The 19,050-nt window shown below is 42.1% G+C and carries 15 protein-coding genes, 1 tRNA gene and 3 pseudogenes; 9 read left to right on the forward strand and 10 right to left on the reverse strand.

Annotation, left to right across the window (positions count from 1 at the left end; translation table 11 throughout):
• The first annotated feature begins 12 nt into the window (after nucleotides 1–12).
• Nucleotides 13–885 carry an Hsp33 family molecular chaperone HslO gene (hslO, locus tag EL244_RS00475; RefSeq protein ID WP_126457958.1) on the forward strand — a complete coding sequence of 291 codons (873 nt, stop codon included), beginning with the start codon at nucleotides 13–15 and terminating at the stop codon, nucleotides 883–885.
• Nucleotides 886–1,088: 203 nt separating this feature from the next.
• Complete coding sequence (gene pckA, locus EL244_RS00480; protein WP_126457961.1) at nucleotides 1,089–2,708, forward strand: phosphoenolpyruvate carboxykinase (ATP); 1,620 nt, start codon at nucleotides 1,089–1,091, stop codon at nucleotides 2,706–2,708.
• Between the two features lie 90 nt (nucleotides 2,709–2,798).
• Here the strand turns inward: pckA and EL244_RS00485 are convergent, their stop codons facing one another.
• Nucleotides 2,799–3,497: a pirin family protein gene (locus tag EL244_RS00485; RefSeq protein ID WP_126457964.1), complete on the reverse strand. Its 699-nt coding sequence runs from the start codon at nucleotides 3,495–3,497 to the stop codon at nucleotides 2,799–2,801.
• 449 nt (nucleotides 3,498–3,946) lie between these two features.
• Nucleotides 3,947–5,149, reverse strand: coding sequence for a BaiN/RdsA family NAD(P)/FAD-dependent oxidoreductase (locus EL244_RS00490; RefSeq protein ID WP_126457967.1), 1,203 nt, complete (start codon nucleotides 5,147–5,149; stop codon nucleotides 3,947–3,949).
• A 376-nt stretch (nucleotides 5,150–5,525) separates the two neighbouring features.
• Between EL244_RS00490 and pitA the strand changes: the two genes are divergently transcribed.
• Complete coding sequence (gene pitA, locus EL244_RS00495; protein ID WP_006813984.1) at nucleotides 5,526–7,013, forward strand: inorganic phosphate transporter PitA; 1,488 nt, start codon at nucleotides 5,526–5,528, stop codon at nucleotides 7,011–7,013.
• Nucleotides 7,014–7,140: 127 nt separating this feature from the next.
• Here the strand turns inward: pitA and uspB are convergent, their stop codons facing one another.
• On the reverse strand, nucleotides 7,141–7,476 hold the full coding sequence (gene uspB / locus EL244_RS00500) for a universal stress protein UspB (protein WP_039854671.1): 336 nt from the start codon (nucleotides 7,474–7,476) through the stop codon (nucleotides 7,141–7,143).
• A 416-nt stretch (nucleotides 7,477–7,892) separates the two neighbouring features.
• Here uspB and uspA point away from each other — a divergent pair, with 416 nt between their 5' ends.
• Both uspA and gdhA read left to right on the forward strand, forming a co-directional pair.
• The gene (gene uspA, locus EL244_RS00505; protein ID WP_006813982.1) at nucleotides 7,893–8,327 is read left to right on the forward strand and encodes a universal stress protein UspA; all 435 of its coding nucleotides are present in this window, start codon (nucleotides 7,893–7,895) and stop codon (nucleotides 8,325–8,327) included.
• A gap of 266 nt (nucleotides 8,328–8,593) precedes the next feature.
• Complete coding sequence (gdhA, locus tag EL244_RS00510) at nucleotides 8,594–9,928, forward strand: NADP-specific glutamate dehydrogenase (RefSeq protein WP_006813981.1); 1,335 nt, start codon at nucleotides 8,594–8,596, stop codon at nucleotides 9,926–9,928.
• Nucleotides 9,929–10,008: 80 nt separating this feature from the next.
• Here the strand turns inward: gdhA and rsmJ are convergent, their stop codons facing one another.
• Complete coding sequence (gene rsmJ / locus EL244_RS00515) at nucleotides 10,009–10,779, reverse strand: 16S rRNA (guanine(1516)-N(2))-methyltransferase RsmJ (RefSeq protein WP_126457970.1); 771 nt, start codon at nucleotides 10,777–10,779, stop codon at nucleotides 10,009–10,011.
• On the reverse strand, nucleotides 10,772–12,814 hold the full coding sequence (gene prlC, locus EL244_RS00520; RefSeq protein ID WP_126457973.1) for an oligopeptidase A: 2,043 nt from the start codon (nucleotides 12,812–12,814) through the stop codon (nucleotides 10,772–10,774). Before prlC ends, rsmJ begins: the two co-directional genes overlap by 8 nt.
• Before the next feature lie 286 nt (nucleotides 12,815–13,100).
• Here prlC and EL244_RS17865 point away from each other — a divergent pair.
• From EL244_RS17865 to EL244_RS00535, 4 genes and pseudogenes are all read left to right on the forward strand, one after another.
• Nucleotides 13,101–13,195: transfer RNA gene (locus EL244_RS17865), tRNA-Sec, on the forward strand.
• A 174-nt stretch (nucleotides 13,196–13,369) separates the two neighbouring features.
• Nucleotides 13,370–13,594 (forward strand): annotated as a pseudogene (locus EL244_RS00525) (Arm DNA-binding domain-containing protein); the annotation flags it as partial.
• A gap of 72 nt (nucleotides 13,595–13,666) precedes the next feature.
• Nucleotides 13,667–14,327, forward strand: a pseudogene (locus tag EL244_RS17940) (IS3 family transposase); the annotation flags it as partial.
• Between the two features lie 220 nt (nucleotides 14,328–14,547).
• Nucleotides 14,548–14,883 (forward strand): hypothetical protein, encoded by a 336-nt coding sequence (locus tag EL244_RS00535; RefSeq protein ID WP_126436164.1) that lies wholly within the window; start codon nucleotides 14,548–14,550, stop codon nucleotides 14,881–14,883.
• 280 nt (nucleotides 14,884–15,163) lie between these two features.
• Here EL244_RS00535 and EL244_RS18240 read toward each other — a convergent pair whose 3' ends face one another.
• The 5 genes and pseudogenes from EL244_RS18240 to EL244_RS00560 form a co-directional block, all read right to left on the reverse strand.
• Nucleotides 15,164–15,457 carry a hypothetical protein gene (locus EL244_RS18240; protein WP_126436166.1) on the reverse strand — a complete coding sequence of 98 codons (294 nt, stop codon included), beginning with the start codon at nucleotides 15,455–15,457 and terminating at the stop codon, nucleotides 15,164–15,166.
• Nucleotides 15,458–15,510: 53 nt separating this feature from the next.
• On the reverse strand, nucleotides 15,511–16,344 hold the full coding sequence (locus EL244_RS00545) for a formylglycine-generating enzyme family protein (RefSeq protein WP_126457982.1): 834 nt from the start codon (nucleotides 16,342–16,344) through the stop codon (nucleotides 15,511–15,513).
• Nucleotides 16,344–16,823, reverse strand: a complete 480-nt coding sequence (locus EL244_RS00550) for a hypothetical protein (RefSeq protein ID WP_126457985.1) — start codon at nucleotides 16,821–16,823, stop codon at nucleotides 16,344–16,346. The genes EL244_RS00545 and EL244_RS00550 overlap by 1 nt, the downstream gene beginning before the upstream one ends.
• A 22-nt stretch (nucleotides 16,824–16,845) precedes the next feature.
• Complete coding sequence (locus tag EL244_RS00555) at nucleotides 16,846–17,700, reverse strand: hypothetical protein (protein ID WP_126457988.1); 855 nt, start codon at nucleotides 17,698–17,700, stop codon at nucleotides 16,846–16,848.
• Nucleotides 17,701–17,936: 236 nt separating this feature from the next.
• A pseudogene (locus EL244_RS00560) lies at nucleotides 17,937–18,527 on the reverse strand (ISNCY family transposase); the annotation flags it as partial.
• Nucleotides 18,528–19,050: the final 523 nt, after the last annotated feature.

Below are 19,050 nucleotides of genomic sequence, written 5' to 3' on the forward strand. Positions count from 1 at the left end.
TAGAGAGAAATTATGGCTAAACAAGACCAACTTCATCGTTTTCTATTTGAACAGCATGCTGTGCGTGGGGAAATGATTACTGTCGATGAGACTTTTCATCATATTTTACAAAATCATGATTATCCAGAAGCGGTAAAAGGTCTGCTGGGTGAGTTACTGGTTGCGACCAGTTTACTGACTGCAACATTGAAATTTGATGGCGATATTACCGTTCAAATTCAAGGTGATGGCCCCGTAAAATTAGCGGTTATTAATGGTAATAACTTACAGCAAATGCGTGGTGTTGCACGCGTTGATGGTCCGGTAGTCGCGGGTAGCACCTTAAAACAGATGATCGGTAATGGTTTTATTGTCATCACTATCACGCCAAAACAAGGTGAGCGCTACCAAGGTATTGTGGCTATTGAAGGCAACAGTATTGAAGAAAGCATAGATGCTTATTTCCGTCAGTCTGAGCAACTCCCAACTCGCTTATTTATTCGTGTTGGTGAGCTAGATGGCAAAGGTATCGCGGGTGGTATGTTGCTGCAAGTCCTGCCAGCAGCGGAAAATTCTAGTCAGGAATTTTTTGATCATCTAGTACAACTGACAGCCACGATTAAAGGCAAAGAGCTTAGCGAGTTAGATATCCAAGAAGTGCTACATCGTTTATATCACGAAGAAGATGTGACGCTGTATGACCCTCAATCTGTTGAGTTTCGTTGCACATGTTCTCGGGAACGTTGTGAAGCTTCATTGATTACACTTTCCAATGAAGATGTTATGGAGATTTTACACAAAGATGGAAAAATTGATATGGAGTGTGAATTCTGTGGCACACACTACGTATTTATTGAATCCGATATTGAAGGGTTAAATAATGAGCGTAATCAGCAACTTCACTGATACGATTTAGCAACCTATTTATGTGACGAGGGTGCAATTCTGCACCCTTTTTTGACAAATTTAAAGGATTATAACGTGCTCTAAGTCTCATTATGAATTAAAAAAAATTATGCTTTTTCAATTCTTTGATAGCTATCGCTGTTAATTAGTCGTAAAGATTTATGATCGTCGGCAGAATAGCTATGTTTACCAGGAGCAATATAATGAGCGCTAAAAGCATTACCCTGAAGGATCTCGAAAAGTACGGCATTCATGACGTCGCAGAAGTTGTTTATAACCCTAGTTATGAACTGTTATTTCAGGAAGAAACCAAGCCAGGTCTAGAAGGTTATGAACGCGGTACAGTAACGACTTTAGGTGCTGTTGCTGTTGATACCGGTATTTTTACGGGTCGTTCTCCAAAAGATAAATATATCGTTCGCGATGATATAACTCGTGATACCGTTTGGTGGGCAGACCAAGGTAAAGGCAAAAACGATAACAAACCAATGAGCCAAGAGGTTTGGAGCAGCCTGAAGCACTTAGTGACCGAGCAGCTCTCTGGCAAACGTCTGTTTGTTGTCGATGCATTCTGTGGTGCTAACGCAGATACGCGTCTGAAAGTCCGTTTTATTACGGAAGTTGCATGGCAAGCTCACTTCGTTAAAAACATGTTCATTCGTCCTTCTGAAGAAGAATTAGTCGGTTTTGAGCCTGACTTTATCGTGATGAATGGCGCAAAATGCACTAACCCGAATTGGAAAGAGCAAGGTCTGAATTCAGAAAACTTTGTTGCATTCAACTTAACTGAGCGTATGCAGTTAATCGGTGGCTCATGGTACGGCGGCGAGATGAAGAAAGGGATGTTCTCTATGATGAACTACCTGCTGCCATTAAAAGGCATCGCATCAATGCACTGTTCCGCTAACGTAGGTGAAGATGGCGACGTTGCTATTTTCTTCGGCTTATCGGGTACAGGTAAGACAACACTGTCTACCGATCCAAAACGTAAGTTAATTGGTGATGATGAGCACGGTTGGGACGACGACGGTGTATTCAACTTTGAAGGCGGTTGCTACGCGAAAACAATCAACCTGTCTAAAGAAGCTGAGCCAGATATCTATGGTGCTATCAAGCGCGATGCATTACTGGAAAACGTCATGGTATTGGCGGATGGCTCTGTTGATTTCAATGATGGTTCAAAAACCGAAAATACGCGTGTTTCTTACCCAATTTATCACATCGAAAATATCGTTAAGCCTGTTTCTAAAGCGGGGCACGCGACTAAAGTTATCTTCCTGACGGCAGATGCATTCGGTGTGTTACCACCTGTTTCTCGCTTAACGCCAGAACAAACTCAGTATCACTTCTTGTCAGGTTTCACGGCGAAATTAGCAGGAACTGAACGTGGTGTGACTGAACCAACACCAACATTCTCTGCATGTTTCGGTGCTGCCTTCCTATCTCTACACCCAACGCAATATGCGGAAGTGTTAGTGAAGCGAATGGAAGCTGCTGGTGCGAAAGCTTATTTAGTTAACACAGGCTGGAACGGTACTGGTAAACGTATTTCTATCAAAGATACACGCGCAATTATTGACGCTATCTTAAGTGGAGATATTGAGAAAGCGGATATGATTAAGTTGCCAGTTTTTGATTTAGAAGTCCCAACTGCATTACCGGGTGTGGATACAAATATCCTTGACCCACGTAATACTTACGCGGACAAATCACAATGGGATGCGAAATCAAAAGATTTAGCTGACCGCTTTACGAAGAACTTCGATAAATACACAGATACTCCAGCGGGAGCTGCACTGGTTAAAGCCGGTCCAAAACTGTAATCGCATCGAAATTCAGTGATAAAAAAAGGCGCTACCGAGATAGCGCCTTTTTTGCCTTAAAAATAAGTGAGTACTTATTCACATCTGTATTTATTCCATTGCTGGCAAGTCAAATAACAGAATTTCACTATCATCATCAGCATGGATAGTCAGCTGACTTTCTTGCCAAACAGCTAAACCATCGCTGGTAGTTGCTTTTTGACCATTAACTTCAATGCTGCCTTTCACGACTTGTATCCAGACGACGCGTTTATCGGCAATCTCATAAGTATCGTGTTCTTTGGCCGACAATGCCCAGCGCCATAAGGTCATATCTTGGTGGACTTTTAGCGATCCTTCACGGGCATCTGGGGACAGTACAAGCTGCCTACCATTCTTAGAGTCAAAACGTTTTTGTTCATAGCGTGGCTCGATACCATTGGCATTTGGCATAATCCAAATCTGGTATAAACGCAGCGCTTTTTCATTATCCGGGTTGTATTCAGAGTGGCGAATACCAGTGCCCGCGCTCATGATTTGGAATTCTCCCGCAGGGATTTGTTCCATATTGCCCATGCTATCTTTATGTTCAACTGCGCCATCAAGGACATAAGTCAATATTTCCATATCCTTGTGTGGGTGAGTACCGAAACCTTGTCCAGCGGCAATATAGTCCTCATTGATGACCCTCAATGCAGAGAATCCCATAAATTTTTCATCGTAATAGCTAGCAAATGAAAAAGTATGCCAACTGTCGAGCCAGCCATGGTTGGCGTGTCCACGTTGGTTTGCTTGGCGTAAATAGATCATAGAGTCATCTCCTAAAAGCGTATATCCAACTTTCATTGGGCTTTTTCTAAACTTGTTGATGATAGTTTAGCCAAATTAACGCCAGAGAGAAGTAGGGGAAATTAATCATAGGATCCAAAAAATTTGAATAAGATTTCGGTCGCTAATAAGAAAATTTTGTATCAAGAAATAGAGATATATGACGAGGAGATAAAAAAATAGCCAGCATGTAAGCTGGCTAAAGTAAACACTGGAAGCAATGTGAGCAATGTCGTACCTCCAACAAGATGCTGACTAAGTTAAGCACCCTGCGGAAGATGTGATAATGATAATAGTTATCACTATCGTTTGTAAAGGGTTATTTTTAACCAATTTGATATTTATGAGAACCTAATTCTCAACTGTATGATTTGTATGTAATTAAATAATATCCATTATTTTTCAATGGATTAAATGAAGTTATCAAATAGTTAGCTATTTTGAGATGCTGGTAAACTTTCAGCACAAGCAGAGGCGGAACTCCATGCCCATTGGAAGTTATACCCACCAAGCCAGCCAGTGACATCCATCACTTCCCCTATAAAATACAGACCTGGAGCTTTAAGCGATTCCATGGTTTTAGAGGAAATTTCATGGGTATCGACTCCGCCTAAAGTCACTTCAGCAGTGCGATATCCTTCGGTTCCATTAGGTTGAACTTGCCAGTGATGGAGTAGGTTATCTAATGCCTCAATCTGCGGATGGTTGAGTTGTTTGAGTGGGCAATCGGGGAGTTGCTCTAGTTGTTGAAGAACATCGAGTAAGCGTTTCGGTAGCAATGTCGCTAAGGTATTTTTCAATGATTGATTTGGACGGTGTTGCTTTTCATTGGTCAGGAATTCCCTCACAGAAGTTTCTGGAAGTAAGTTAATACTCACATACTCCCCCGGTTGCCAGTAATTCGAAATCTGTAAAATGGCAGGGCCAGATAAGCCTCTATGGGTAAACAAAATATTTTCTTTAAATACTACGCCGCAGGCTGAGGTGACGGTAGCGGGGACGGAAACTCCTGACAGCACCTGTAGAGCCTCCAATAGGGGCTTATGAAGCGTGAAAGGTACCAAGGCGGCTCGGGTTGGCACGATAGTGTGCCCAAACTGCTCTGCGAGACGATAACCAAATGGCGTTGCTCCTAGCCCCGGCATAGAGAGCCCTCCGGTAGCTACAACAAGTGAGCGAGCACTTACTTGAGAGCCATTAACGGTGACGATATATTCATTATTTATTTTTTCTACGTGGGTAATTTCACTGCGTAGTTTGATGCTAATATTGGGTAAATTACATTCATTTTGCAGCATATCGACGATATCTTGCGCACTATTATCACAAAATAACTGTCCGAGTGTTTTTTCGTGATAAGGAATCTGATATTTGCTTACGAGAGAAATAAAATCCCATTGGGTATAACGTGCAAGGGCTGATTTACAAAAGTGAGGGTTAGTCGAAAGGTAGTTACTGTGATCGGCGTACATATTAGTGAAGTTACAGCGACCACCACCTGACATAAGAATTTTTCGACCTAATTTTTTGCCGTTATCCAGTACCAAGGTATTTAAACCACGCTTACCCGCGAGTGAAGCACAAAATAGTCCAGCGGCACCAGCCCCTAAAATAATAACGTCGATATTTCTCACGATTAAAATTCTCTATATACTTGATTTTTAATATATTTGATATTACTGATGGGGGTATTTTACGCTATTAGATCGCGGTTGTAATGCAATGGATTAGAGAAGAATTGATGAAAAGTATATCAGACGTATTATAATTAGGGAAAACTGCGAAAAAAGACTACTTTGCCTTCGATAATCTGAAATTATCCTAAAAAAGTTTCAAAAATTCAGAATAACTTTGATTTGGCTAATTTTATGATATTTAAGGAAAAATGTCTAACTGGTGTTTTTTTGATGGGTAGTTAAATCAAAAAAAGGTCAGATTTCGCTTCCACCGCTAGCGTTTGTCAATGATAATGCGCCGCGTTCATGTCCAACCTATAATGGCTTAACGTCTATGCTACATCTTTTTACAGGTTTAGAATTTTACACGGGTCTATTATTAGTTCTAGCACTGTTATTTGTGCTGGTCTATGAGGCTATAAATGGTTTCCATGATACCGCAAATGCGGTCGCGACGGTTATTTATACCCGAGCAATGCGAGCTCAGTTCGCAGTTGTCATGGCGGGAGTTTTTAACTTTTTCGGCGTCTTGCTGGGAGGGTTGAGCGTTGCGTACGCCATTGTTCACCTCTTACCAACAGACCTTCTACTCAATGTGAGCTCTGCTCACGGCCTTGCAATGGTCTTTTCATTGCTATTGGCTGCTATCATCTGGAACCTTGGAACCTGGTATCTCGGAATTCCTGCATCGAGTTCTCACACCCTGATCGGGGCAATCATTGGTGTTGGTTTAACCAACGCATTGGTGACTGATTCATCCGTGGTTGATGCATTAAACATACCGAAGATGATCAGTATTTTCATGTCGTTAATTCTTTCACCCGCTATCGGATTTGTGATTGCAGGGCTGATGATTTTTGTTTTGCGCCGTTATTGGAGCGGAACTAAAAAGCGTCGCCGAATTCACTTAACGCCAGCAGAACGTGAGAAAAATGATGGTAAGCGTAAGCCGCCATTCTGGACGCGTACTGCGTTGATCCTATCTGCAGTCGGTGTGAGTTTTTCTCACGGTGCGAACGATGGGCAGAAAGGTATCGGTCTTATCATGCTGGTTCTGATTGGTGTTGCACCAGCTGGCTTCGTCGTCAATATGAATTCTAACGGTTACGATATCGCAAGAACTCATGACGCTGTTGTCCATCTGCAACAATACTATGAGACACATAAACCAGCATTAAACCACGCGATTGAAAATACCCCAGCGTTAGCAGAAAACAAACCTGAAGAGGGTGAGTTTCACTGCGACAGTTCACGTACGCCAGTCATCTTAGATCAAGCTCAGAAAATGCTGAGCGGGATTCAAAGCTATGATGAGCTGACACCAGAACAACGTAACCAAGCTCGCCGCCTGCTAATGTGTATCTCTGATACTGCAAATGCAGTTGCCAAGTTGCCAGAAACTAGCGCGAAAGATGCTAGCTTACTGAAGAAACTAAGCAATGACCTGCTGTATACCGTTGAGTATGCACCGCTGTGGATCATCATTGCCGTCGCACTGGCATTGGCACTGGGAACGATGTTTGGTTGGCAGCGTGTAGCTGTGACTATCGGTGAGAAAATTGGTAAAAAAGGAATGACTTACGCTCAAGGGGTTTCTGCACAGGTGACTGCGGCAGTTTCTATCGGGGTAGCAAGTTATACGGGTATGCCAGTTTCAACGACTCAGGTTCTCTCCTCTGCGGTTGCAGGTACCATGGTAGTTGATGGTGGTGGTGTTCAGAGTAAAACTATCAAGAGCATCGCTCTAGCATGGTTACTAACGCTGCCAGTTTCAATTTGTCTATCAGGTGCTTTATATTGGATCGCACTGAAGATTATTTAATGGTCTTCCGTAGAGCTCGAAAATAACATTTGGGCTCTATGCAAAATAGAAACATTCTAGAATAGTGATGATCGGTTTCGGTCATCACTATTTTTTTATATTGAATGGGTTACACGATAAATTACAACTAATTGACTATCAGAAGGTAAATCAGGCTCACAACGACCAAAATACTCAATCGACTGATGAGCATAAATTGTTTACGGATCCGTTCACAACGAAAAATGACGTCGGGATCGTAGTGTTCAAGATACTGTTTGCTATTGATATAGCGAACTAAGCGAAGTTGTTTATTAAGTTGACCATGAGTGGTAAAAAAGCCATTACCATCAACGGATTGATAGAGTAAAGGATCGGAATCCCTCAATATAGACAATAAAACACGAATAGAAGAAAAATAGCGCATCATATTTAAAATGCACAGAATGCAGAGTGCCCAAAATAATGCAACCATACTGAACATAATCCCTCCTTAGAACGAACTGATCAAACCGCCGTTGTCACTAAAGGAAACAAAGCCAAAATATTGCACTTACTTGATTAATTTTTATTGTAGGATAGTTTTTTGCTTAAAAAAAGTGCAATTGACTCAAAATTTTCATTCTAGGGATGGATATTTATCGACTTTCAATTTAGGGATGGTTAATTACACTTAGATATATCACGGAAGCTCGAATTTTGGGTGGATGTATATTAAAATTGAATGAATGATGTTATTGTTTTATCAAATGTTATGTCTATTTATCGTTAAAAATTTAATCTGCTAGATGTGATCACAACGACACTTACTCATCACAATTTGCAGGTATAGTATATTCATAAGATATTGGTGAATGTCGTTAACCACCAGTTAAATCAGCATTTGGAAGGAGTTTACTTATGGCTTATAAACATATTCTTGTTGCGGTAGATTTGTCACCTGAAAGTAAAGTATTACTGGATAAGGCTGTTTCAATGGCTAAACCGTACGGAGCCAAAGTATCCATGATCCATGTTGATGTAAACTACTCGGATCTTTATACCGGTCTTATCGATGTGAATCTGGGTGACATGCAGCAACGTATCACTGATGAAACCCGTAACTCACTGAAAGATCTCTCTGCTGGTGCAGGTTATGAGATCCAAGAAACCCTCAGTGGTAGCGGCGATTTAGGTCAAGTGTTAGTGGATGCTATCAAAAAATACGATATGGATTTAGTTGTCTGTGGGCATCACCAAGATTTCTGGAGCAAGTTAATGTCCTCTGCTCGCCAGTTAATTAATACCGTTCATGTGGATATGCTGATTGTTCCATTGAATGACGAAGAAGAATAATCTGTAATCTCTAACTTGATAATTATTCACTAAAAACGCCTGCTTATGCAGGCGTTTTTTTTACGCCAAATTACTCGGTGAAAGGGAATGATTGGCAGGTCAAGCAATTTTTTTTGCAAATGAGTAAAAAAAAACCTTGAATTAAGAATACAAACTAATGATATATTCAATAGGCAAACACAAATCGACCTCACATTTCGCAAAAAAAAAGATAAGAAATAGTGAGGCTCCTCACAACAATATCCACATAAAAAAGGAAGTCAAAGATGGCTCAAACACTATCTTCGTTCTTGGAGTCTGTCCAAAAAAGAGACCCTTCACAACCTGAATTCCTACAAGCAGTGCGTGAAGTATTCACCTCCCTGTGGCCTTTTATCGAACAAAATGAAAAATATCGTGATCAAGCTTTGCTGGAACGCTTTGTTGAACCAGAAAGAGTGATCCAATTTCGCGTTTGTTGGGTTGATGACCACGGTAAAGTACAAGTAAACCGTGCATGGCGTGTCCAATTCAGTTCTGCCATTGGTCCGTTTAAAGGCGGAATGCGTTTCCATCCATCGGTTAACTTATCCATTCTGAAGTTTTTAGGCTTTGAACAAACCCTGAAAAATGCGCTGACAACCCTGCCTATGGGCGGCGGAAAAGGTGGCTCTGACTTCGACCCTAAAGGTAAAAGTCACGGTGAAGTTATGCGTTTCTGCCAAGCTCTGATGACTGAGCTTTATCGTCATTTAGGTGCAGATACTGATGTTCCCGCTGGTGATATCGGGGTTGGTGGACGTGAAGTTGGCTTTATGACAGGGATGATGAAAAAGCTGTCTAACAATACGGCGTGTGTATTTACCGGTAAAGGTTTGTCTTTCGGTGGTAGTTTAATTCGCCCAGAAGCAACCGGTTACGGGTTAGTTTACTTCACTGATGCCATGTTAAAACGTCACGGATTAGGCTTTGAAGGCATGCGTGTTGCTGTTTCAGGTTCAGGTAACGTTGCTCAATACACGATTGAAAAATGTCTGGAACTGGGTGCGAAAGTGGTTACTGCATCAGATTCTAGCGGTACAGTTGTCGATGAAGATGGCTTTACACTCGAAAAATTAGCGCGCTTAGAAGAGATCAAAAATAATTATGGTCGAGTTGAAGAGTACGCGAAAGAGTTTGGGCTGACTTACTTAGCGGGCAAACAGCCTTGGTGTGTACCTGTGGATATCGCACTACCATGTGCAACGCAGAATGAGCTGGATGTCGAAGCCGCTAAAGTATTGATCCAAAATGGCGTGAAAGCGGTTGCGGAAGGCGCGAACATGCCAACAACAATTCCTGCAACTGACCTATTCCTTGAAGCGGGTGTTCTGTTTGCACCAGGTAAAGCTGCTAATGCTGGTGGTGTGGCAACATCAGGTCTGGAAATGGCTCAAAACGCAGCGCGCTTAAGCTGGAAAGCTGAAAAAGTGGATACTCGTCTGCACCATATCATGTTGGATATTCACCACCATTGTGTTGAGTTTGGTGGCGAAGGTAAACAAACCAACTATGTACAAGGTGCGAACATCGCGGGCTTCGTCAAAGTCGCTGACGCTATGTTTGCACAAGGTGTTGTGTAATAGTTAACTGAAAACGTACGCGAAAGGGCGGTAGTACAAGTTTATTGCCAATTGTACAAAACGCCCTTCGCCGTTACGTTTTAATCACTGTTTTTAATGCATGGATAAATATCGAATCGATGGCTTTTAGTCGTAACCGCGGAAGGTGCTTTTTGTCCCGCTAGAGGTTCCGCATAATCAGGGCGTTTAACCACAACACGGCGTTTTGCCAACGCGATTGCAGGAGCGAGTAAAGAATCTGCATCATCATCGGCACCCACTAATGACTGAAATACCCGCATTTCCTTTTTCACTAACGCGCTTTTCTGCCGATGTGGATACATCGGATCGAGATAAATCACGTCTGGTGCATCTGTAATTTCTGCTAATGCATGGATACTCGACGCGTGGATCAGTGACATACGTGCTTGTAGCCATTGACCAATTTCAAGATCCTGATAGCCGCGTTGCAAGCCATCATCCAGCAGTGCCGCGACGACAGGATGACGTTCTAGCATGCGGACTTTACAGCCCAGCGCTGCCAGCACAAACGCATCGCGCCCTAAACCCGCTGTTGCATCAATCACATCCGGTAAATAGTCTTTTTTGATCCCAACCGCTTTGGCAACGGCTTCACCTCTACCGCCGCCAAATTTGCGACGATGTGCCATTGCCCCTGAAACAAAATCCACAAAAATGCCACCTAATTTAGGTTCATCCATTTTACGTAATTGTAGATTTTCAGGCGTTAAGACCAGCGCCATTAGTGCATCTGGAGTATGGACTAACTGCCATTTTTCAGCGAGTTGGGATAGGGCGCCAGCATCGGCACCCTCTTCACAGATTAATTGAATTACAATGTGATCAGCCATGAATGCCATAGCTCTTCAACATCGCATCCAATTCTGGTTTACGGCCACGGAAACGCTCGAACAGCGCCATTGGTTCTTCTGAACCGCCACGACTTAAAATATTATCGAGGAATGATTGACCCGTTTCACGGTTGAAAATACCTTCTTCGGAGAAACGTGAGAATGCATCAGCTGCCAAAACATCCGCCCATAAATAGCTGTAATAACCCGCAGCGTAGCCACCAGCAAAAATATGGCTAAATGCATGAGGGAATCGGCTCCATTCAGGGGATGGTACAACCGCAACTTTCTCTTTAATAGCGTACAGGGTTGGCATGACGCGTGCGCCTTTCGCTGGGTCATATTCTGCATGCAACGTGAAGTCAAACAGACCGAACTCTAGTTGGCGTAGGACAAACATTGCTGATTGGTAATTTTTTGCCGCTAGCATGCTGTTCAGCATCTCGGTTGGCAGTGGTTCGCCTGTTTCATAATGACCGGAGATAAATTCCAGCGCTTCAGGTTCCCAGCACCAGTTTTCCATAAATTGGCTTGGCAGCTCAACGGCATCCCATGGAACACCGTTAATGCCAGCAACATCAGCAACATCAATTTGGGTCAGCATATGGTGCAGACCATGGCCAAACTCATGGAACAGCGTAATGACTTCATCGTGAGTAAACAGTGCAGGCTTATCACCAAGAGGCTTGTTGAAGTTACAAGTCAAATAGGCGACAGGATTCTGTAGGATGCCATCTTTATGCACCATGCGGCCAACACAGTCATCCATCCACGCGCCACCACGTTTATTCTCACGGGCATATAAATCGAGGTAGAAGCTACCACGTAGTGTGTCGGTATCATCATATAATTCAAAGAAACGCACATCACCATGCCAAGTTTCAACATCATGACGTTCTTTGGCGGTTAAACCATAGATACGGTGAACCACTTCAAACAGCCCATTTAATACGCGCTGTTCCGGGAAATAAGGGCGTAGTTCTTCATCATTTAATGAGAATTTATGCTGTTTTTGTTTTTCGCTGTAGTAGGCGAGATCCCAAGATTCGAGGGTATCGACACCATAATGCTCTTTAGCAAAGGCGGTTAAATCTGCTAATTCGTCTTTACCTTGTTGATGCGCGCGATCGGCTAACCCATTCAGGAAGCTTAATACTTGCTCTGGGGATTCAGCCATTTTGGTAGCGAGAGATTTTTCTGCGAAGTTTTTAAAACCGAGTAATTGAGCCAGTTCATGGCGCAGTGCCATTAACTCTTCAATCAGTTCGCTGTTATCCCATTTACCTGCATTTGGCCCTTGGTCAGATGCACGGGTACTGTAGGCTTGGCTCATTTCGCGGCGCAATTCTGCGTTATCCGCGTAAGTCATCACAGGCAGGTAGCTTGGCATATCCAGTGTGAGTAAATACCCTTCTTCACCTTTGGACTCAGCCATGGCTTTGGCGGCTGCAATAGCACTTTCTGGCATTCCAGCTAGCTCGCTTTCATCTTTGATAAGCTTGCTCCAACCCATGGTCGCATCAAGCACGTTGTTACTGAACTTAGAGGCGATTTCTGACAAGCGTGCTACGATCTCGCCGTAACGTTGCTGTTTTTCAACGGGCAGGCCGATGCCGGATAATTCAAAATCACGCAGGGTATTTTCAATTGATTTTTGTTGTGCTTGGGTTAGCTTATTAAATTCATCGCCTTCTTTTAGGGATTTATAAGCTTGATACAGTGGCTCATGTTGCCCCATCCAAGTGCTGAACTCAGACAGTAAAGGAAGGCATTGTTCATAAGCTTCCCGCAGTTCTGGGCTATTTTTGACAGAATGCAGGTGACTAACGGGAGACCAAACGCGGGACAGTTTATCGCTCGCTTCTTCTAATGGTTGGCACAGGTTATCCCAAGTGTATTGGTCATTGGCAGCCAGTAGGTTTTCAACAGTTTGGCGATATTCGCCTAAAACGTGTTGTACGGCTGGAAAAATATGCGCAGGTTCAATGCTTGAAAAACGTGGTAGTGCAGAATCGGTCAATAATGAATTTGTCATAAAAAACATCCTTGATGCAGGCTTGCGCTCGAAGGCCAAGGCTTACTGTGCTGACAATAAAAGTAGGTGGAATGATTCGTTAAATAAATCAGTGCACCGTTATGAATATAAGCAAGTATATGGGGGCAGATATGCAAAGCTCAATATCACAATTGTGCTTTTTGTTATTGCGGTTTAACAAATTGTGGCACGGGTTATTGGTTTGTATCAAGAATTTGAATGGTTGTTCTTACAATACCTTGGAAAATAAATAATTCAGTTTATAATCGAACTCCTACCAAGTAGAGGAAGATCGTCGTCTCCGGTGAGGCGGCTGGATTTCAAATCCAGTTGGGGCTGCCAGCAGTCCCGGGCAGGTTCGACTCCTGTGATCTTCCGCCATCCATAGTTTAGTAAGGTCTACTAAAGTCTATTTTTCCCTTTAAAATCAATATAAATCATCATTTTTATATATGCAGAGGTCTAGTGACGTATACCTAAATATACGACTGTTTGTGTATAATTTTGTGAGTAGAATTTTCTATACACTTTTGGCTATACACAAATGGGGTATATATGAAGCTCACCGATATGGTAATCAAGAAAGCTAAACCTAGGGATAAGGCGTATTCTCTTGCTGATGGGAAAGGGCTTTCTCTGTTGATTGAGCATACAGGCTCCAAGGGCTGGCGCTTTCGTTATCGTTTTGAAGGCAAGGCAAAAATGCTTTCGTTTGGTACATATCCAGAGGTGACTTTATTAATGGCACGAGAAAAGCGTGAGGCTGCCAGAAAGTTACTTATGGATGTAATGGTCTAATAAAACTGTAGGGATTTATAGCTTATAATTAAGCAAAATCTTATAGGTATAAATATGACCCGAAAAGTAAAAGTGACCTTTAGTGCAAAGCAAAAACTGGAATATGCAAAACTCATGGTTGAAGGGGGGTATAGCACAATATCCAAGTTGAAAAAATATCTGGGGCAGGCAAATCTGCAGTATCGCGATGGAAGCAACAATATCTGGCTGAGTTAAATGGTAATACGCCAGTAAAATCAAAAGCACTAACGCTCGAGCAACAGCGCATACAAGAGCTAGAAACTCAACTCAAGCGCGCTCAGAGGGATAACGATATATTAAAAAAAGCAGCGGCTTACTTCATCCTCGACAATCAAAACTCAAAATCGTGAAACAAATGAAAACCCTGTATCCTAATTTTACAGTCACTGAGTTATGCCATCTTTTTGAAGTAAGCAGCAGTAGTTTTTATTATGAACCGACAATACCGACTGTTGAAAATGAAAGACTGTGTAGTGAAATCAAACGCATTTTTACTGTATCGGGTCAGACTTATGGCAAAAGGCGTATCCAAGCAGAGCTAAAAGATTTAGGGTATCAAATTGGTACTTATAAAATAGCGAACATCATGAAATTAAATCAATTAGTTGCCATTAGACCCACGAAAAAGCACTATTATGTCGGGGATATCACGTACATTCGGCATTATCATGGGTGGAGCTATTTAGCCTGTGTGTAATTTTATCGTTTTAGTGTTGGTTCAGTATTTTCAAATAAATACTTTAAAAACAATCATCTTTACAAACTGAACCAACTGAACCAACTGAACCAACACCTGATCGCGTATTTAATAGAAAAATTTTAATTAATTTCGGTAGTGAAAATTGGAAATACGGATAATAGCTGAAACAAAAAAGTGAACTATGATTGAGTTTTATTCAATACAGGAGATTAATGTGAGTTCAATCATAGAGAAAGATACATACACACCTTATTTTGCTAGCCAAATAGCTATTGTGGCAGTTCTTTACACACTGATGTTTGTTTGTTCTTTGCTGTTGAGTAAAATGACCGGTGTAAATATGTGGGATAAATTAAGTAGCATAAAAGGAGGGGGTTTAGTCTTTGTGGGCTCTGTTTCTTACCTATATATCCTTTCTAGAGTGGTTATGTTGGTTAAAGTCATACGTAGCCATATACACTTTTCCTGTATAGAAAAATTAATCCGGTTGTTTGAAGTGTTCTTAATTGCTTTAGCTTTGCTATTAACTCCAATATATCAATTATTTTAGAGTGAAAGTTGCTGCCTCAGTATAAGTAGAGGCGGTAATATTCGATAATAACTCTCATGCAATGATACCTCACGAAACCTCACACCTCTAAAATTTTATTACTAGCCAAAACTAGCCTTGTCATTCGTAAACGTTTAGCAAAATACAATGCGTAATTTTCTTTATAATGCTGATAATTCAATAAGTGACATTTTAAAATTGGAGCTACAGCGGTGGATCGCTTAAGCACATTTATGTTAAATTGACGTAAAAAGTCAATTTAACATAAATGGAATCGACATCATCTAAAAAACACCGATTTTTTAATTTTGGTCGATTTTTTCTCATAGTAGTAAGAAATACTATTCACGGTTGCATGCAAATTAAACCCAATCACAAAAATGCCTATGAATAAAAATAAACAGGCGAAAAAGAGTAGAACATGATCGTATTCGTCTAATCCAACATGAAACATCAGCAAGGAAGCAGCAATAAAAAAGCTGCCCAAAAGCAATAACGAGAAAAATAACAACAAGTGATGGTAGATAACGAGACGTAATACCTGAAAATTTGAACGTAATTTCTTATTTTGCATTTAGTTATCTCCTTGAGTCCCTGGCGACTCAAATCACCAGAGACTCGACCAGCTTACAGGTTTTCGACACACCGAAACCCATTTCCAAATTCATGGTCAGGGAGCCTCCCCCCCCGGGTGATCGTCAATGTTCCATCAACACTGCCAAGATAGCCTCGCACCACTTTTTCCGTTCCATTTTTTGGCCCTAACGGATTGTCTTCGGGGGAATGTTGATAATAATCTTCACTATACCAATCGTTAACCCAATCCGTCCCATTGCCCATCATGTCATACAGTCCAATGGGGTTGGGGGCAAAATGTCCTACAGGAGCGGGCCAAACCGTAAAGTTTCGTTTGGGGTCTTCGTTACTATGATACAACTTGTTATCACTATTCCCGAAAATCAAAAATTGTCCCCCGCTGCGCGCGGCGTATTCCCACTGTGCCTCCGTCGGTAAATCGGTTTTTTTGCCACTATTTGCCCCTAACCATTGGCAATAATCTTTCGCCTCTTGCCACGATACTTTTGCGGGATAATCGTCCCCTAGCTTATCTTTTTTTGCATAGGGATTATTTTTCACATCAAGGTAATATTCGGTTTTATTTCGCTCCTGTAAATCGAGCCAGCGATTAAACTCCCCCCACGTCACGCGGTATTTGCCCATTTTAAAATCCGACAAGGACACCCAATGCAAGGGCTTGGTTGAAAGGTCAAAACTATACGGCAGTTTATCCTCCACTAACGGTCCAAAATCCCCCATTTGAAAACGCCCTCCTGGAATGGAGACCATATTCTCCATTGATGCTTGTCGCAACTGAGCCGCTTCAATTTCTTTTTGCCCATTATCACACCCGGTAAGCATGACTATCAGTAACGGGGCGTAGCGACACCATATCCTTGTCATTATCGTAACTCCTTATCGTCCACAAACACGCGCGTACAACTGTCCACATACACAAAATCGACTTGCTTTAACGGGATCTGTTGATTCACATCCGAATTTCGTTGAACCTCAAGGCTATCCGGTAGATGTTGATACAGTGCCGCCAGATTTTGTCGGTAATGACTGGGCTCTATCCGAATGTCAGGTACCAGCCCAATGATAGTCGGGGCGGGACCAAACAGTTGCGGTTTTATCGGTGAAATTGGCGCTTCCCCATCCGATAAAAACGCTACCACCCGTGCTTCATTCGCTCGCCAATCCCCTTTCTCCCCAATATTCATGGATAAGTGCTGCATAATATTTTCGTAATCCCGTTTGGATTGTGCCCAGCTTAAAATCAGTAAAATCGCCCGTTTACGCGAGGCAAACCGCACCCCGCCTTCACAGCTTGTGCCTTGATGATTGGCTGGGCTGAACTCATCCCAAAAATTCCCGGTCATCAGTGAGGCAATCGCCGCCCCTTTACTTTCCGGTACGTAAATCTAATTCAAACGGACTGAATCCGGCTTTAAACCCCGCGCCATACCCCCAACGCATTAATTGAGATTGAGAATCGAATTCAAAGTTATCGCCTTTATACGGGGAGGTTTTGAGCTTTTTATTCAAATCTTCCACCCATTCTCCGAGCGTCCCCGCGGTATCTTTCACCAATTTTAGTTCATACAGGGAGATGTTCACTTTCCCCGAGGTTAATTGTGAGGTGAGTTTTTCCTTGTCAATCACTTGCCGTTGGCGTTTTTCTCCCTTGCCGTCGATGTATTCTTCGGTGGTGATAAAACTTTTAGTCCCGCTTTTTTTGTCATTCTCATTCAGTTGATAGCGCCGAGTATGGTTTTTAATTTTATCGGAACGCACGTAGGTATATTTATACCCTTTTTTTCCCCCGCTGATTTCGATAAGTTCCATTAACCCAATGGCACTTTTTTTACTGCTGTCGTCTAAGAGCTTGGTTTTGGGCAGTTCCTCCGGAGGGGCGAGCATTTTCATTTCCGTTTTTAAATTCTCCACGGCGGTATCAAAACATAACTCCTCCTGACGAAGCTCGGCTAATAAGCGTTCTTTTTCAACACTGTAGGGTTTATCAATCAAGGCTAACTTCCGGTGAAGTTCTTCGATGCGTAACTCCGCATCCACGCGCAGAGCTAAGAGTCCGTTCATCCGATTGTTATCGAGTTCGATATCGAGCGCGTCTTCGCTACTAGGAAAAAGGAACGTGCCGCTGTCGGGGTGAAAATAGAGGCGGGGCGGCACAGAGCTGGTGACGATCTCCCCGGTAGATTCCAGTTTGGTTTTTGAGTGATGTGTATTATCAGTCATGTGAAATGGCGTTAAGTAATGATTACATCTTAATAATTTAACTTAAAGCGCAAATAATAGCTTGCAGGTTTGTCTGATTTTTTTTCGATATCAGTTCTCAAAAGAAATGACAATTCTGCTATCACATTATCCTGTCACTCCAATTTTAAAATGTCACCTAATTCTCCAAAATAGAAATGTCACTTTTAGTTTGGAGAATAGGGTGATTATCGCCTTAAACTGGCTCTAAATTCTGCTGGATTACCGTGTTTTTCAATGTATTCTCGTGTTGCCAGCATATAATCAAAGGCAGATTCGGTTTTGCCAAAACGCAGGTGCATTAAGCGTCCTGTAGCATCATCAACAAACACCAGTAAGCAACATTTTGGGGTTCGACCTTCAAACCAATCATGATGAGATCCGTCTAGCTGGATCAGCTCACCAAGGCAATCACGACGACTACGAGGCTGATAAATGCGAGGCTTTCGCCGAACATAAGGAACCCAAAGACCATCAGCAATCATCCATTTTCTGATGGTTTCGGCAGAAACAATAATTTTGTGTTTTTCATGCAATTTTTCGGCTGCCAGGGTTGAACCAAAATCACTGTAATTTTGGTGTATCAGCGCCATCACGCGAAGTTTAAAAGCGTCAGGAAAGCAGTTGTTACCTTGTTTTCCTCGTTGTGCATGAGCCAGACCAGCTATACCTAATTCACGATACCGGTTAACGAGCCGCTGTACCTGCCGTTCGGTTAAATTGAGTTGAGATGCAGCATCACGCCGCCGTAATCGTTTTTCACAAACTGCCTGAATAACATTAATCCGATTCAATTCTTTATCCGACATAGTCACCAACATTTTGAATGTCCTTATCGCGGAAAAAGGTTTACTCCTTTATGCCGCAAAAAGTGATATTTCTAAATTGGAGCTACAACAAGCTGACGAAATAGTGATGTTTTGTAAAATTAAAGCGACATATTGCGCAAAATAAAGTTTGCGCAGTTGGCCATGAAATAGAAATGTAGCGTTGAAGTCTCTTTCTGGTTGGCTCTGCTCAATGATTGCCTGTTAACAATTGTTAAGGTTGTGCGCAAATTTGGGTGTGCAGAAATGTTAAGGTCAATTGCGCATTACTGCGAAAAACCGCGCTTAGAATTGCGCACTGCGAAAAATACGAACATCAATAAATTGTAATTATTACAATTGGTTAAGATGATGTTTACGTGTTTTGATATATAGATTTATTGAGGTTAACTGCGAATTGTGCGCAAAAAAATTGCGAATTGCGCAATACAATGCCAAGTTTTCCCAAGGTTTTTAGTTAGAAATAGAGGTGATAAGTATCGCCTAGAATTAAAGATGTGAGTAG

Source organism: Providencia rustigianii, from assembly GCF_900637755.1.
Taxonomy (GTDB): Bacteria; Pseudomonadota; Gammaproteobacteria; order Enterobacterales; family Enterobacteriaceae; genus Providencia; species Providencia rustigianii.